The organism is Nostoc sp. UIC 10607 (genome assembly GCF_047228265.1).
GTDB classification, from domain to species: domain Bacteria; phylum Cyanobacteriota; class Cyanobacteriia; order Cyanobacteriales; family Nostocaceae; genus Nostoc; species Nostoc foliaceum_A.
In genome coordinates this window covers 37,278-55,954 of record NZ_JBIQNW010000024.1, presented here as the reverse complement: position 1 = coordinate 55,954, position 18,677 = coordinate 37,278, and the positions used below count along the sequence as shown (strand labels likewise).

The 18,677-nt window shown below is 43.6% G+C and carries 2 protein-coding genes; both read right to left on the bottom strand.

Annotated elements, in window-relative coordinates; genetic code table 11:
* Positions 1-4 precede the first annotated feature (4 nt).
* Entirely contained in the window at positions 5-7,360 is a 7,356-nt protein-coding gene (locus ACEYW6_RS20035; protein WP_412981122.1) for an amino acid adenylation domain-containing protein, read from the bottom strand.
* Complete coding sequence (locus ACEYW6_RS20030; RefSeq protein ID WP_412981121.1) at positions 7,357-18,627, bottom strand: amino acid adenylation domain-containing protein; 11,271 nt, start codon at positions 18,625-18,627, stop codon at positions 7,357-7,359. Before ACEYW6_RS20030 ends, ACEYW6_RS20035 begins: the two co-directional genes overlap by 4 nt.
* Positions 18,628-18,677 lie beyond the last annotated feature (50 nt).

Sequence of the window (18,677 nt, the reverse complement as noted above, 5' to 3'; positions counted from 1 at the left end):
GAACTCACTTAATATCTACAGGATGCTGGTTAAATAAGAACTTGAGAGGGCGAATATGATTATCACAATCAGGTTCATATCCATCGCCTGTAACTTCTTGTGCTTTCTCAATGCAAGCTTTCAACTTTTCTGCTAAGACCTGAACGTGGGGAAGATTCATCATCGTCACATGATTACCTGGGACAAAATGAATATCCACTGGTTCGGCAGAAAATTTGCTCCAGCCCCAGTGCAAATCTTGCAAAATATCAGAAAGTACTTCACTATTAGATTCATCAACCTTGACGATATTCTCCTTGGCGCGGAAGAGAGTAATTTTGGTTGGATAAATCTCTTGTGGTACATAATTAACTACAGCGTTAGCTTTGAGCAGTTGCACCATATTATTAAGCTGCGTAATTTCATCGTCAGGAGGTAAGATATCAGCATTCTTTAACCTTTCTAGAACATATTTCAGTTGATCTTCCCAAACCATAGATTGAAGAGTATCAACAGAACAATCCATCTTTTTCCCGTAAACAACTTCGATTGTGTCTGCTAATTCAGCCAACCATTTAGTGTTATCTAAATCAAAAGCTGATGGATTTTTCTGATGAAATGGTGCTGTAGTATCAAGAATGGCAACTAAAGCAACCTTATGACCTTTACGAAGTAACTGCTGCGCCATTTCAAAGGCTAATTTACCGCCAAAAGAATGCCCTGCTAAAAAATACGGCCCCTGCGGTTGAACAACAAAAAGTTCTTGAATATAACGGGCGGCTACATCCTCAACTTGGGTAATTAGTTCTCCTCCTTCAGCAGGAGCAATTGCTTGGAAACTGTAAAACGGTTGGTCTGAACACAGACAACGGGCTAAATCATACAAGTAAAAGGGATAGCCCGCAGCCCCAGGAAGACAAAATAAAGGTGGCTTAGAACCGTGCGGCTGAAGTATTACCAAGGGAGATCCACTCTTAGAATCTGAATCTTTTTGCACAATAGTTGCCAATTGTTCAATAGTTGGATTTTGGTAAAGGCTAGCGATCGCAATATCTTTACCAAGCTGCTTTTTAATTTGAGCCATTAAGTAAGGAGTTAAAAGGGAATGACCACCGAGATCAAAGAAGTTATCTTTTACTCCCACCTTGTCAACTTTCAAAATTCTTAACCAGATTTGCGTTAGTTCCAGTTCTACTTGGTTGCGTGGAGCTACATATTTGTCTGAATTACTGCTGTATAAATCCGGTGCAGGCAATGCACGGCGGTCTACTTTGCCGCTAGGAGTTAATGGCATCTCTTCCAATATCACAAAAGCGCTTGGCACCATGTAGTCTGGTAGCTTTGCTTTCAGGAATTGCCGTAGTTCGCTGATTGTGGGTGTAGAGTTCTGATGTGCTACCACGTAGGCAACTAGCCTTTTATCACCCGGCGTGTCTTCGCGGGCAATGATACAACATCCCTCCACATCTCCATGCTGGCTCAGTACTGCTTCAACTTCTCCCAATTCAATGCGGAAGCCTCGCACCTTAACCTGATTGTCGATACGTCCCAGGTATTCAATGTTGCCATCTGGTAAATAGCGGGCTAAATCCCCTGTTTTGTAGAGGCGTGAGTGCCCGTCAGTGCTAAAGGGGTTGGAGATAAATCTCTCAAGTGTTAACTCTGGCCGGTTGAGATAGCCTCGCGCCAAAGAGACACCACCAATGTGCAATTCTCCTGCTACACCGACGGGTACAGGCTGTAAATACTTATCCAGGATGTAAATTTGTGTGTTAGCAATGGGACGACCAATAGGAGGCAGTAGCGGCCAAGCCTCTACTGGATCAGCCAAAGTAAAAGTGATGATTACATGGCTCTCCGATGGCCCGTAATGATTGTGCAAAGTACAATCAGTTAATTTGCTTAACCATTGAGAAATCGCGGGAGTAATCTGCAACTGTTCCCCAGCAGTAATGATTTCCCTCAGATGACTATTAACTAATTCACTACCAACAGCGACTTCAGCTAGTTGCTGTAAGGCTACAAAGGGAACAAACAGTCTCTCAACAGCTTTTTGTTGGAGAAAACCTAACAAAGCCGATGTATCTCGGCGCAATTCCTCCGTAATTAAGAACAATGTGCCTCCCGAAAACCAGGTAGAAAACATTTCTTGGAAGGAGACATCAAAGCTAATAGGAGCAAATTGCAGCGTTTTTGCTCCAGTGGAAATTGTATTATTTTGCAGTTGCCACAGAATCAAATTGCAAAGAGCAAGCTGACTCAAGGCTACACCTTTAGGTTGACCTGTAGAACCAGAGGTATAAATTACATAAGCCAAATTAGTTGCTTGTACAGCAGAGATGAGATTATCCTGACTAGACTGAGAAATCATCTGCCAGTCAGTATCCAAAAAGACTTGGCTTGCTTGATACTGGGGTAGTCTGTCGAGGAGTGAATGTTGGGTTAGCAACACTGAAACTTGAGCATCTTCTAACATGAAAGCCAAACGCTCTTGAGGGTAGTTTGGATCAAGTGGCACATAAGCCCCACCAGCTTTGAGAATGCCAAGTAGTCCTACTACCATCTCTAGCGATCGCTCCACACAAATGCCTACCAGCACATCTGCTCCCACCCCCAAAGACTTCAGGTAGTGCGCCAACTGGTTAGCACGACTATTCAACTGGTGGTAAGTTAGTTGTTGATCTTCAAACTCCACCGCCACTGCATCGGGTGTACTATCCACCTGCTCCTCAAACAACTGATGGATAGATTTATCACGGGGATAATCCACCTGAGTATTGTTCCATTCAACTAATAACTGCTGTTTCTCTGTCTGTGTCAGCAGAGGCAATTGCGAAATCCGCTCCTCTGGGTTAGCAACAATTCCAGAGAGCAATGTCATAAAATGTCCAGTCATCCGTTCAATTGTGCTGGCATCAAATAAGTCAGTGTTATATTCCCATACACCCACCAGTCCAGTAGCAGTGTTCTGCATTGATAAAAACAAATCAAACTTGGCAGTTGCGCTTTCTACTGGCAAAGAACTGATAGTTAAGTCAGCAAGTTCTATCTCAGACATCGGCACATTCTGGAGGGCAAACATCACTTGGAATAGTGGTGTATGACTGAGATCCCGTTCTGGCTGCAATATTTCTACCAGCATTTCAAAAGGTAAGTCCTGATGAGCATAAGCATCCATTGCCATCAATCGAACGCGACCCAGTAATTCGTTAAAGCTGCGATCGCCTGATAAGTCAGTACGCAACACTAAAGTATTGACAAAAAAGCCAATTAACCCTTCTATCTCACTGCGATTACGGTTTGCAATTGGCGAACCCACCAAAATATCTTCCGTACCTGTGTAGCGGTAAAGTAGCGTATCAAATGCTGCCAAAAGTGTCATGAACAAAGTCACGCCTTGTTCCTGGCTCAGTTTTGTCAGCTTATTGCTTAATTCAACTGAGAGTGCAAACTCTTGATGTCCACCAGCGAAAGTCTGCACAGCAGGTCTTGGTCGGTCTGTGGGTAGGGACAACAAGGCTGGTGTAGCTTTTAGTTGTTGTTGCCAGTACGAGATTTGAGTTTGCAGTACCTCCCCTTGCAACCAATTTCTTTGCCAAATGGCAAAATCTGCGTACTGAATCGACAGTGGTGTTAAAGGTGACAGCTCACCTTGAGAATAAGCGTTGTACAGTGCTGCTAGTTCTTGGATAAACACACCCAATGACCAGCCATCAGAGACAATATGGTGCATACATACACTCAAGACGTGTTCTGTCTCGGATAGCACAATTAATGTTGCCCTAACTAATGCTTGGTTTGCTAAATCAAACGCTTGACTAGCCTGTTGTTGCACTAATTGCCTTGAAGCTATTTCTTGCTTGTTTGTAGATAAATCCTTGAAGTCAACAATTGATACAATCCCCTGTTCCCTGTTCCCTGTTCCCTGTTCCCTTCTTGTTTGAATAAGTTGAGAAGGTTTTCCATCAACTATCACAAAGTTGGTGCGTAAGGCTTCGTGGCGATTAATGATTTCATACAAGCTTTGTTCTAAGGCAACTTGATTGAGTGTTCCGACTAGACGCAAAGCCATAGGAATGTTGTATATGGCACTGTTCGGCTCGAACTGGTCTAAAAACCATAAACGCTGTTGAGCATAAGACAGTGGTAATTCTGCATTCTCTGCCCTTGGTAAGATGGGTGGGGAAACCAGTTCTAAGTCTTGTTGCTGCAATTGCTCAATCGAACGCGCTAATTCGGCAACTGTTTTTCTGGCAAAGAACTCACGCAATGGTAGTTCCACTTTGAAAATGTTGCGGATACGTGAAACTAGTTGCGTTGCTAGTAGTGAGTGTCCCCCAAGTTCAAAGAAGTTATCATATATACTTACTTGGTCTACTTTCAGCGCTTGTGTCCAAATTTGCGTCAGGATTTCTTCAATTGGGCTACGCGGGGCGACAAAACTTATTTCCAGTCCCTCACGAGAGTCTGGCGCTTTCAATGCGCGACGGTCTACCTTGCCGTTGGGAGTCAGAGGTAAAGACTCTAGCATCACAAAAGCATGAGGTATCATGTATTGTGGCAGTTGACTAGAGAGGAAGGATCTTAACTGGTTAATTGTAGGTGAATGTTGTTTATGTCCTACCACGTAGGCAACTAAGCGTTTATCACCTGGATGATCTTCACGGGCAATAACACAAGCTGTCTGCACATCGTCATGTTGGTTCAGTAATTCTTCAATTTCTCCCAACTCAATACGGAAGCCACGGATTTTTACCTGATTATCGATGCGTCCCAGGTATTCAATATTGCCATCTGGTAAATAGCGTGCTAAATCTCCGGTTTTATAAAGTCGAGGACTGGGGACTGGGAATTGGGAATTAGGAAGAATTTCTGCTCCTCTGCCCCCCTTCTCTCCTGCTCCCTTAAATGGGTTGGGAATAAATTTTTCTTTTGTCAACTCTGGACGATTAAGGTAGCCTCGTGCCAACCCCAAACCACCAATGAGCAATTCACCTGGTACACCAATCGGTACTGGTTGCAGATATTCATCTAAAATATAAACCTGGACGTTAGCGATCGCCTTACCAATAGATATTTTATCGTCGTCATCAGTGCATTTTGCGATCGCAGCACAGACACTAGCTTCTGTTGGCCCGTATGCATTGAAGAAGTTTCTGCCAGCAGACCATTGTCTGATTAATTCAGCTGAACTTGCTTCTCCCGCTACAATTATTGTTTGCAGTGCCGGAAGTTCCGACCCAGGCATAACTGCTAACGCCGATGGTGGTAAAGTGATATGGGTAATGCAATGATTGCTTAATTGCTCAATTAATGGCTTCCCAGGCAATAGAGAGTCTTTTGTTCCCAGATACAGCGTTGCACCTGACCCCAGAGCCATCAAAATTTCTGAGATGGAAGCATCAAAACTGAAGGAGGCAAACTGGAGAACGCGACTATCCGAAGTCAAGCCAAAAGTTTGAATCTGAGCTTGAGCTAGGTTGCATAATCCCTTATGCTCAACCATCACACCTTTAGGTTTACCTGTAGATCCTGAAGTGTAAATTACATTAGCTAGATGAAAAGCTTTGACTCCACTGGTTAGATTATCTTGATTGTGTTGGGCAATTTGTTCCCAAGCTTCATCTAAACAGATAAGTTTTGCTTGATGCTCAGGAAGTCTGTCAATAAGTCGCTGTTGAGTCAACAGTATAGAAACTTGAGCATCTTCTAACATGAAAGCCAAACGCTCAGTAGGATATTCTGGATCAAGTGGTACATAAGCTCCGCCTGCCTTGAGAATACCCAACAGTCCCACTACCATTTCTATTGAGCGTTCCACACAAATACCCACCAGCGTATCTGGTTTTATACCCAAAGACTTGAGGTAGTGCGCCAACTGGTTAGCACAACTATTCAACTGGTGGTAAGTTAGTTGTTGATTTTCAAACACCACAGCTACAGCATCGGGTGTACTCACAGATTGCTCCTCAAACAACTGATGAATACACTTATCAACAGGATAGTTTGCTTGAGTATTGTTCCATTCAACTAATAACTGCTGTTGCTCTGTCTGAGACAGCAAAGGCAATTGCGAAATCCGCTCCTCTGGGTTAGCAACAATACCTGACAGCAATGTTACAAAATGCCCACTCATCCGCTCAATTGTGCTGGCATCAAATAAGTCAGTGTTATATTCCCATATCCCTACTAGTCCAGCACTTGAGTTGTGCATTGATAAAGTTAAATCAAACTTAGCAATTGTGCTTTGGGGTGGCAAAGAACTGATAGTTAAATCAGCAAGTTCTACTCCAGACATGGGCGTATTCTGGAGTACAAACATCACCTGGAATAGTGGTGGATGGCTGAGATCCCGTTCTGGTTGTAATGCCTCAACTAGCATTTCAAATGGCAACTCTTGATGAGAGTATGCTCCTAGAGCTATTTGCCGAACGCGAGAGAGTAATTCGCTAAAACTGGGGTTGCCTGATAAGTCAGTACGCAACACTAAAGTATTGACAAAAAAGCCAATTAACCCTTCAATTTCACTGTGTTCGCGGTTTGCGATCGCAGACCCTACCAAAATGTCTAATTGTCCTGTGTAGCGGTAAAGTAGGGTATCAAAGGCTGCCAAAAGTGTCATGAACAAAGTTACCCCTTGTTTCTGGCTCAGTTGTGTCAGCTGATTACTTAATTCAACCGAAAGTGCAAACTCTTGAATTGCGCCAGCGAAAGTCTGCACAGCAGGTCTTGGTCGGTCTGTGGGTAGGGACAACAAGGCTGGTGCAGCTTTTAGTTGTTGTTGCCAGTACGAGATTTGATTTTGCAGTACCTCCCCTTGCAACCACTCTCTTTGCCAGATGCCAAAATCTGCGTACTGAATCGACAGTGGTGTTAAAGGTGACAGCTCACCTTGAGAATAAGCGTTGTACAGTGCTGCTAGTTCTTGGACAAATACACCCAATGACCAGGCATCAGAGACAATATGGTGCATACACAGTAACAATATGTGTTCTGTCTTAGACAGCACAATTAATGTCGCCCTGATTAATGCTCCCTCTGCCAAGTCAAAAGGCTGAATCGCTTGTTGTTGCGCTAATTGCTGTGTAGTGATTTCTTGTTCGCTTGGTGGGAGATTTTCGCACTCAACAACTGAGACTGTCCAATTAATTTGCGCTTGAATAATTTGAGAAGGTTTTCCATCAACCGTAATGAAATTAGTGCGTAATGCTTCATGGCGATCAATAATTTCTTGGAAGCTTTGTTCTAAGGCAGCCCGATTGAGATTTCCCACTAGACGCAAAGCTAAAGGGATGTTGTATATAGCACTGTTCGGCTCTAACTGGTCTAAAAACCACAAACGCTGTTGAGCATAAGATAGGGGTAATTCTTCAGTCATCATCTCTTGCTCCTTGGTAGAATGCGTGGAACAGTTAGGTCTGAGTTTTGTTGCTGTAACTTCCCGATTGATGGCGCTAATTCAGCTATAGTCAGGGTGTTGAACAATTCGTGTAAAGGGAGTTGGACTTTAAAGCGATCGCGGATACGCGAAAGTACTTGTGTTGCTAGTAGCGAGTGTCCCCCAAGTTCAAAGAAGTTATCATGTATCCCCACTTGCTCTACTTTCAGCACTTGTGACCAAATTTGTACTAGTATTTCTTCAATCTGAGTGCGCGGGGCTACATATTTTTCTGTGCCTTCACTGTGTAAATCTGGTGCGGGTAAAGCGCGACGATCTACTTTGCCGTTGGGAGTGAGTGGCATCTCCTCCAACATCACAAAAGCATTTGGCATCATGTAGTCTGGTAGCTTGGCTTTCAGGAATTGCCGTAGTTCATTGATTGTGGGTGTATGCTGATGCGGCACGACGTAGGCGACTAAGCGTTTATCATCTGGGGTATCTTCGCGGGCGGTGACTACAGATGCCTGCACATCATCATGTTGGTTAAGTAATGCCTCAATTTCTCCCAACTCGATGCGGAAGCCCCGAATTTTTATTTGATTATCAATACGTCCCAGGTATTCAAGATTCCCATCAGGCAACCATCTGGCTAAATCTCCAGTTTTGTAGATTCGTTCTTTTTTACCAAATAAGTCGAGTTCGATGAATTTTTCAGCTGTGAGTTCGGGACGGTTGAGATAGCCACGGGCTAAACCAGCCCCGGCAATACAAAGTTCCCCAGGAATGCCGACAGGCAGGAGTTGGTTTTGGTTGTCTAAAATGTAAATACGTACATTGGCAATTGGCTGTCCGATTAATAAATCACCCGCCAGATCCCTTTTTCCAGTTGCTTCGTAGACACAACACCCGACAACCGCTTCTGTCGGCCCATATTCGTTAATCAGGCGGGTATCAGGAGCATGAGTCAACCAGGGAATTATTTGGTTAGCGTGTAATGCCTCACCGCCTAAAACAAAGGCATTGACTCGATTCGGCATGGTATCAGGCTCAATTTGCTGATTGAGTATTTCCAGATGGGAAGGTGTGATTTTGACGAGCGATAGATGATTGTTTTGTTTAACAATGTCTGCTAAAAGCTGCAATTCTTGTTTTTCTCTTATCAAGATGGTGCTACGCCCACAAATTAGCGGCAGGTACAGGGAGGTAATGGTTGCATCAAAGCTAAGAGAAGACTGCACAGGTGTACCTCGTCCTTGTGCTACTGCGTAGTAATCTTTAGCCCAGTGTAAATAGTTACTTAAACCCCGATGCAGTAGTTGTACCCCTTTGGGTTGCCCTGTAGAGCCTGATGTGTAAATTACATAAGCTAAATCATCAGGTTGACTTTGCCTACTGGGGTTTTCTGTAGATTGGTTGGCAAAGTTATCGCAATCTAAATACAGTATCGAACGGGATTGCGAAAAAGTTTCTTTATTCCCAGTCCCTGATCCCCAATCCCCAGCCCCCAATTTGAGTTGACTATGGGTGAGCAAAACCTTTGCCCCACAGTCTTGCAGCATGAAACGAATCCGCTCTTGTGGGTAGTTCGGGTCAATTGGCACATAAGCCCCACCCGCCTTGAGAATGCCCAACAGTCCGACAACCATTTCTATTGAGCGTTCCACACAGATACCCACCAGCACATCTGCTCCCACTCCCAAAGACTTCAGGTAGTGCGCCAACTGGTTAGCGCGACTATTCAACTGCTGGTAAGTGAGTTGTTGATTTTCAAACTCCACTGCGATCGCATCTGGAGTGCTATCAACCTGCTCCTCAAACAACTGATGGAGACATTTATCTAGTGGATAATCCGCCTGAGTATCGTTCCATTCCACTAATAATTGATGCTGTTCGACTTCTGTCAGCAGGGGCAATTGTGAGATTTGCTGTTCTGGATTAGCAACAATTCCCTCAAGCAATATTTGGAAATGTCCTAACAAGCGAGTAATTGTTGCATCATCAAAGCGGCTAATATCATAGCTAATCTTCACCAACAATTGCTTACCAACAACAGCAACTAAAGTCAGAGGATAATTAGTTTGTTCAATAGCGTGAATCTTGTCTATAGAGAAACTGTAATTGTGCGATTGCACTGCCTCATCAACTGGATAATTCTCAAAGACAACAATGCTCTCGAACAAAGGCGTTCCTCTGTTGATTTCACTCTTACCTTGAATCTCCACCAATGAGCTATATGAATATTGCTCAGATTCAACTTGTTGTGCTTGTAAATCCTTCAACAAAGCCAACACTTGGGTATCATCTGAAACTTGAACTCGCACTGGCAAGGTGTTGATAAATAGTCCCACCATCGACTCAATACCAACAAGAGATGGCGGACGACCAGATACAGTTGCACCAAAAACTACATCAGTTTCTTGGCTGTAGCGACACAGCAGTAATGCCCAAGTTGCTTGCACCAAATTATTTATCGTCAGTTGATGCTTCCGTGCAAAACTTTGGATTGCGGCTGTCGCTTGGACTGTAAGTTGGATTTGTTGTTCGCTGTAGCTAGAATCTAATTTTTTACGGTTTGATGATTGTTTTTTATCAACACTCAAAGGAGTGGGTGCAGTAAAACCTTGGAGTTTTTCTCTCCAAAATTGTTCAGCTTGAGCTAAGTCTTGTTTCTGTAGCCAAGCAATATAGTTGCGGTAGCTTTGAGTTGGTTGAACTGTCTTAGTTTCACCCTGAGAAATTGCTTGATAAAAGTACAATAAGTCTTTAAAAACCAAAGGCATCGACCAGCCATCAAGCAATAAGTGATGAGAACTCCAAATAAATTGATAAGTATCTGCACTCAATTGAATGAGGCTCAGGTGTATCAGTGGTGGTTGAGACAGTTGGAAACCTTGTTTTCGTTGTGAGTGCAATAAAAGCTCTAATTGCTGTTGTTGATCTTGTGCAGATAGCTGTTGCCAATCATGGCTGTTGAGGTTAATATCCACCTGCCGATACACTACTTGAAGTGGCTGGGCTAATTGCTCCCAAACAAAAGCAGTCCGCAAGATTGAATGCTTTGCTACCACTTGCTGCCAAGCTTGCTCAAATGCTGTCACATTCAAGTTTCCACTCAAAGTTAAACTTAACTGCTGAAAATATACTCCTGAGTCTGGAGCGTACAAACTCTCAAACAGCATACCCTGTTGGGTTGGCGAGAGCGGGTAAATATCTTCAATATTTCTGGAGTTAGTTTTGCCTGATTGATTTTTGAATACTAAACTTGCCAACAGTTGGTCTATTTCTGGCTGGTTGAGCTTGACTAGCGAAAAATCTGAAGGTGTATAACCTCCACTCTCAGGCGATGAACAATGAGCAATTAGTCCAAGCAATGTCTTGACAAATTCTTGCGCCAGACTTTCGATTGTGGCGTGCTGGTGGATATTTTTGCTGTAAGCCCAATTTATTTGCAACCGTTCTTCAGTAATAACGCTATTAATATCTAGTAGATGAGCGCGGTTGTTCTGCAAACTGTGCCTGTGTCCCGCAGACTCACTAGCTGGCTGCATCCAAGAAGATTTATTGAGCAGTTGGTCGAATTGACCCAAATAATTAAAACTGATTTCTGCTTGCGGTAATGCCTGTAGTTGGGTAGCGATTTCTGCATCCTGACTCAGATAACGCAATAAGCCATAGCCAATTCCTTTATTGGGAATAGCCCGCAGTTGTTCTTTGACAGATTTTAAAGCATCTGCGAGATTTTCTGTTGCTCCCAGTTCCAAAAGTACAGGGAAGATGGTTGTAAACCAACCGATAGTGCGTGACAAATCTACACCATCAATAATATCTTCCCGCCCATGACCTTCTAAGTTGAACAGCACACTCTTAGAGTTAGTCCATCTGCTCAAAACCAGCGCCAAAGCAGTCAGTAATATATCGTTAATCTGAGTGTTGTAAGCTTTGGGCACATCTTGTAACAAAGCACGAGTTTGTGCCTCATTTAACGACACTGTTACTGTACTAGCTACTTCAACAGTGTTCGCCCCTTTATAGTCCACTGGGATAGAAGGAACTGCGGCGCGAGATTCATTCAACCAATAAGCCACCTCAGATTTGAGAGTTTCTGACTGTGCATATTCGGTTAATTTGTTAGACCAATCTTTGAAAGAAGTTGTTTTAGCAGGAAGTATGATGGCTTTACCTTGAGCAAGTTGCTGGTAAGCTGTTTGCAAATCCTCTAACAAAATTCGCCAAGAAACGCCGTCAACTACCAAGTGGTGGATAACGATGAGTAATCGCGCCCTTTTGTTAATACCCAGATAGAAAAAGGCAACTTGCACTAGATTCTCTGACAGATTCAAACTCGCCTGTAAGCAAGTTGCACTAGCTTCAATCGCAGTTTTTTGCTCATTCTGTGGGAGTGCCGATAAGTCTACGTCAGAGAAAGCAACGCTATCAGTCACAGCAGAGTGAATTTGCTGCCAAGTAGAGTCAGATTGTGTAAAACGTAGGCGCAGAGCATCATGATGTACTAGCAATTGCTGTAATACTTGCTTTAATAGCTCTGGTTTGAGGTCAGATGGTACTGAAAGCAGAAATGATTGATTAAAGTGATGCGGCTGTTGTAAATTTTGCTCAAAAAACCAGTGTTGAATTGGCGTTAGAGGTAATGTCCCTGTCACCAAACCTTGTTCTATTTGGATAACACTCGCTATATTTGCTACTGTGGCTAATTCTGCAATTGTTTGATGTGCAAATAATTGCTTGAGAGTCAGTTGCAATCCTGCAAGCTTTGCTCTGCTGATGATTTGAATACTGAGAATAGAATCTCCACCGAGTTCAAAGAAGTTATCATGTATGCCTACTTGCTCAACTCTCAGAACTTCTGCCCAAATCTGCGCTAATATTTCTTCGATTTGATTGCGTGGGGCTACAAAACTGACTTCCAGTTCTCCACGAGAGTCTGGTGCTTTTAATGCGCGGCGGTCTACCTTGCCGTTGGGAGTAAGAGGCAGGGACTCTAGCATCACAAAAGCATGAGGTATCATGTATTGTGGCAGTTGACTAGAGAGGAACTGACGCAACTGGGTGATTGTAGGTGAATGCTGTTGATGTCCTACTATGTAGGCGACTAGGCGTTTATCACCTGGATTGTCTTCGCGGACGGTGACTACAGATGCCTGCACATCGTCATGTTGGTTCAGTAATGCCTCAATTTCTCCCAATTCGATACGGAAGCCGCGGATTTTTACCTGATTGTCAATTCGTCCGATGTATTCAATTGTGCCATCAGGTAAATAACGCGCTAAATCTCCAGTTTTATATAATTTTGAATTGTCAAAGGGGTTGGAAATGAATTTTTCTTTTGTCAACTCTGGACGGTTGAGATAGCCTCTTGCTAATCCTGCACCACCAATATGCAATTCTCCGGCTACACCTACAGGGACTGGTTGCAGATGCTCGTCTAAAATGTAGATTTGTGTGTTGGCGATCGCACGACCAATCGGTACTGTCCTAAAATTGGTATCTGGAAAGCATTGCCAGTAGGTGACATCTATTGCCGCTTCTGTTGGCCCGTAAAGATTGTGCAATTCGCAGTCTAACCGAGTAAAAAAGCGTTCCTGAAGTTCTACAGGCAAAGCTTCACCACTACAGATAACTCGTTTCAAGCTACGGCAATTTTCGAGACTTGGTTCTTCTAAGAAAACCTGGAGCATAGAAGGAACAAAATGCACTATTGTCACCTGCTGCTCTAAAATGAGGTTGACCAAGTAAGCACTATCTTTATGTCCACCTGGTTTAGCCACAACTAAACGCGCTCCAGTGATTAATGGCCAGAAGAACTCCCAAACTGAAACATCGAAGCTAAAAGGAGTTTTCTGTAAAATGCAATCTACTGCTGTTAATTGATAAGCTTGTTGCATCCATAGCAGGCGATTGCAAATCCCCAAGTGAGTGTTCATTGCTCCTTTGGGCTTGCCAGTGGAACCGGATGTATAAATTACATAAGCCAAGTTACTATCTTGCACTGTAGTAATTGGATTATCCTGACTGAACTGAGAAATAAATTGCCAGTCAGTATCTAAACATACAACCTGGGCTTGATACTGAGGTAACTTTTCCTTGAGTTGCTGTTGTGTCAGCAGCACTCTCACTTGAGCATCTTCGAGCATATAGCTCAAGCGATCTTGTGGATAGTCTGGGTCAAGTGGTACATAAGCTCCACCTGCCTTGAGGATGCCCAGTAACCCTACAACCATTTCTACGGAGCGCTCTACACAAATACCCACCAGCACATCTGCTCCCACTCCCAAAGATTGCAAGTAATTTGCCAACTGGTTAGCGCGACAGTTTAATTGGTAGTAAGTAAGTTGTTGGTTTTCAAATATAACCGCTACAGCATCGGGGGTGCGCTGAACTTGCTCCTCAAATAACTGATAGATGCACAAATCTTGTGGATAATCTACCTGAGTATCGTTCCACTCCACTAATAATTGATGCTGCTCAATTTGTGTCAGCAGGGGCAATTGAGAAATGGACTGTTCTGGGTTAGCAATAATACCTTCAAGCAATGCCACAAAATGACCAGTCATCCGCTCAATTGTGCCCGCATCAAATAAGTCAGTGTTATATTCCCATATACCCACTAGTCCAGTACCTGTACTGAGCGTAGTCGAAGTAGCAGTATTCTGCATGAATAAATTTAAATCAAACTTGGTAGTTCTGCTTTCTGGCATCAATGGAGTGACGCTTAACCCAGCCAACTCTACTCCAGACAAAGGCACATTCTGAAGTGCAAACATCACTTGGAACAGGGGTGTATGACTGAGGTCTCTTTGTGGTTGCAATGCTTCCACCAGCATTTCAAAAGGCAAATTCTGATTAGTGTATGCCTCCATTGTCATTTCTCGAACACGACCCAGTAATTCACTAAAGCTCGGATTACCTGCTAAATTGGTACGCATCACTAAGGTGTTGACAAAAAAGCCAATCAACCCTTCTATCTCACTGCGATCGCGGTTAGCAATGGGAGATCCCACCAAAATGTCTTCTGTACCTGTGTAGCGGTAAAGTAAGGTATCATAAGCTGCCAACAGCGTCATAAACAAGGTTACCCCTTGCTTTTGACTTAGTTGTATCAATCCTTGAGTAAGCTTCTGTGAGAGTGCAAACTCTTGATGTGCGCCAGCGAAAGTCTGCACAGCAGGTCTTGGTCGGTCTGTGGGTAGGGACAACAAGGCTGGTGCATCTTTGAGTTGCTGTTGCCAGTAACTCAGTTGGCTTTGCAGTACGCCTCCTTGCAACCATTGTCTTTGCCACAGTGCAAAATCTGCATACTGAATCGGCAGTGGTGCTAAAGGTGACGGTTGAGCTTGAGAATAAGCGTTGTACAGTGCTGCTAGTTCTTGAAGAAACACACCCATTGACCAGCCATCACTGACAACATGATGCATACAAACTAACAATATGTGTTCTGTCTCGGACAGCACTAGTAATGTCGCCCTAACTAATGCTTGATTTGCCAGGTCAAAAGGCTCAATAGCTTGTTGTTGCGCTAATTCCTTTGAAGCTATTTCTTGCTCATTTGTAGATAAATCCTTGAAGTCAACAATTGATACAGTCCCCTGTTCCCTGTTCCCTGTTCCCTGTTCCCTTCTCTTTTGAATAATTTGAGTTGCTTGTCCATTAACAGTGACGAAATTGGTGCGTAAGGCTTCGTGGCGAGCAATAATTTCATGTAAGCTTTGTTCTAGGGCAACTTGATTAAGAGTTCCGACTAGACGTAAAGCTAAGGGGATGTTGTATAAGGCACTGTTCGGCTCGAACTGGTCTAAAAACCACAGACGCTGTTGAGCAAATGACAGTGGTAATTGAGCATTCTCTGCCCTTTGTGTGATGAGTGGTGTAGAAAGTTCTAAGTTTTGTTGCTGCAATTGCCCAATCGATTGCGCCAATTCGACAACTGTTGATCTGGCAAACAATTCACGCAATGGTAGTTCCACTTTGAAAATGTTGCGGATACGTGAAACCAATTGCGTTGCTAGTAGTGAGTGCCCTCCAAGTTCAAAGAAGTTATCATGTATGCCTACAAGCTCTAGTTTCAGCACTTGCGCCCAAAGGAGTGCCAGCATTTCCTCAATCGGAGTGCGCGGGGCAACATATTTTTCTAGCAATGTGATGTCTAAATCTGGTTTTGGTAAGGCACGGCGGTCAACTTTGCCGTTGGGAGTCACAGGTAAGGATTCCAAGATTACAAAAGCACTTGGCACCATGTACTCTGGCAGCTTTGCTTTGAGGAATTGCCGTAGTTCGCTGATTGCGGGTTTACAGTCCTGATGTGCTACCAAGTAGGCGACTAAACGTTTATCACTAGGGGTATCCTCACGGGCGATGACACAAGATAACTGCACATCACTATGTTGGCTCAATACTGCTTCAATTTCGCTCAACTCGATGCGGAAACCACGTATTTTTACTTGGTCATCAATGCGCCCTATGTATTCTATATTTCCATCATTTAAATAGCGTGCTTTATCCCCAGTTTTATATAATTTACTCCCTTCTGCCTCCTGCCTCCTGCCTCCTGCCTTCTCAAACGGATTGGGAATGAATTTTTCTTGTGTTAACTCTGGACGGTTAAGGTAGCCTTTTGCTAATCCTGCACCACCAATATGCAATTCTCCTGGTACACCTACAGGTACTGGCTGTAAATAAGAGTCCAAGATGTAGATTTCAACATTGGCTATGGGGCGACCGATGGGTGGTGAGATATTATTATCCCGCCCATTAGAAACTACTAGTCCTGAAGTTGAGACAACAGTATTTTCAGTTGGGCCATAATTATTCACTAGCTGGAAAGGGAGTAAACCTGATGGATATCGATGAAGCTTATCCCCCCCAGTTAGCATAGTTCGCAAAGTTGTACTTTCTGGCCATTCCAGAGACAATAATTGCTCTGCCATTGGTGTTGGCAGAAAACTGATAGTGATCTTTTTCGATTCCAACCAATCTTGCAAATCTACTGGGGATAGAAGAATTTCAGGTTTGACTAAATATATACTTGCTCCTACGGTCAGGTAAGGCCACAACTCCCATACAGCAGCATCAAATGCTGTTCCTGCTAGCTGAGTAGCTTTGTCTAAGGTCGTGATTTTAAAAGTGCGTTGATGCCAGAACAGCAAATTTAGCAATCCTTGATGGGCAATCAGCACTCCCTTGGGTTGACCTGTAGAACCGGAGGTATAAATCACATAAGCCAGGTTAGCTGCTTGTGTCTCAGGTATTAGATTATCCTGACTTAACTGAGAAATAAGCTGCCAGTCAGCATCTAAACAAACACGCTGTGCAGTATGCTCAGGCAATCTGTCGAGGAGTTTCTGCTGAGTCAGCAATACTGAAACTTGAGCATCTTCTAACATCAAGCGCAAACGCTCGGTAGGATAGTCTGAAGCAAGTGGCAAATAAGCGCCACCCGCCTTCAGAATCCCTAGCAGTCCCACCACCATTTCTAAGGAACGTTCTACACAAATACCCACTAGCACATCGGCTTTTACACCCAAAGACTTGAGGTAGTGCGCCCACTGGTTAGCGCGACAGTTTAATTCGTGGTATGTAAGCTGTTGATTTTCATACACCACTGCTACAGCATCGGGAGTACGTTCAACCTGCTCCTCAAATAACTGATGAATACATTTATCTTGGGGATAATCTACCCCTGTATCATTCCACTTTAGTAATAACTGCTGCTGCTCAATTTCCGTTAGCAGAGGCAATTGTGAAATCTGCTCTTGAGGGTTAGCAACAATTCCTTCGAGCAATGTTTGGAAATGCCCCCTCATCCGCTCGATTGTGCGCTCATCAAACAAGTCAGCATTGTATTCCCACACACTCACCAATCCAGTTGCAGTGTTCTGCATTGATAAAGTTAAATCAAACTTGGCAGTTGTGCTTTGGGCTGGCAATGAACTGATAGTTAAGCCAGCAAGCTCTACTTCAGATATGGGCGCATTCTGGAGGACAAACATCACCTGAAACAGTGGCGTATAGCTGAGGTCACGTTGTGGCTGTAATGCTTTTACTAACTCCTCAAAGGGCAAGTCTGGATGAGCGTAAGCTTGCAGTGTCAGTTGCCGCACTCGACTGAGCAATTGCTGAAAACTGGGGTTGCCAGATAAATCGGTACGTAATACTAAAGTGTTGACAAAAAAGCCAATTAACCCTTCAAGTTCCAAGCGATCGCGGTTAGCAATGGGCGTACCCACTACAATGTCATCGGAGTCTGTATAGCGATAAAGCAAGGTGACAAATGCCGCAAACAGCGTCATGAATAGGGTGGCTCCCTCTTGCCTAGTGAAATTAGCAAGTGCTTCACTCAGTTCAACTGAAAATTCTCCATATTGAATTTCGCCCCGGAAAGTTTGAATCGCTGGTCTTGGCCTGTCTGTGGGTAATTCTAGTAAGGTAGGAGCATTTTTGAGTAGTTGCTTCCAGTAATCAAGCTGCGTTTGGAGTACTTCTGATTGCAACCATTGCCGTTGCCAAATAGCAAAGTCGGCATACTGAATTGGTAGCTCAGGTAGCTCTGGGGACAAGTTATTGCAGATGGCTGAGTAAATGGTTGCTAATTCGCGCATCAATGCGCCTATTGACCAACCATCCACTACAATGTGGTGTATTGTTAGTACCAAAGCGTATTCTACCTCTGTGAGTTTAACCACAGAAGCTCGGATTAAAGGAGAACTAGTAAGGTCAAAGGGTTGATTAGCTTCAGTTGTGGCTAATTGTTGGCAAGCGATTTCTCTTTCACTTTCAGGTAATTCTGATAGGTCTACTATTGGCACATTTAAGATTAAGCTGTCAGTAATTACCTGGACTGGCTGCTCGTTGATAGTGCGGAAGTTAGTACGTAAAGCTTCGTGGCGATCGATAATTTTGTTGAGGCTTTGCTCTAGCGCCACGACGTTTAATTTACCGTGAAGTTTTAGAGCTGCTTGTTCATTATAGGAAGAGTTATCTGGTTCCAACTGGTTTAATAACCAGAGTCGTTCTTGGGCAAAAGACAGAGGTAAGTTCTGAGGACGCTCGGCTTTGATCAGGGGTAAATCTGTATCGGTGTCCGCATTTTTCTCGTGCAGCAAGAAGATAAGTTCTGCTTTATTTTTAGCTAATAAGTCACGAGTTTCTAGTGTCAATACCCCTTTTGGAGCATTAACACGCAACTGCTCACCTTCAACCCACAACTTTACACCCTGTTTACTAAGATCAACGACCAATTGTTCGATATTCACAGAAACATTCCCTCTACGTCAGCTAATTCGTAATTTAAAATTATTTGTTA

What these genes read in the sequence shown, in the direction of transcription:
- ACEYW6_RS20035 (WP_412981122.1), bottom strand. Translation starts at nt 7,360, where the DNA reads ATGATGACTGAAGAATTACCCCTATCTTATGCTCAACAGCGTTTGTGG.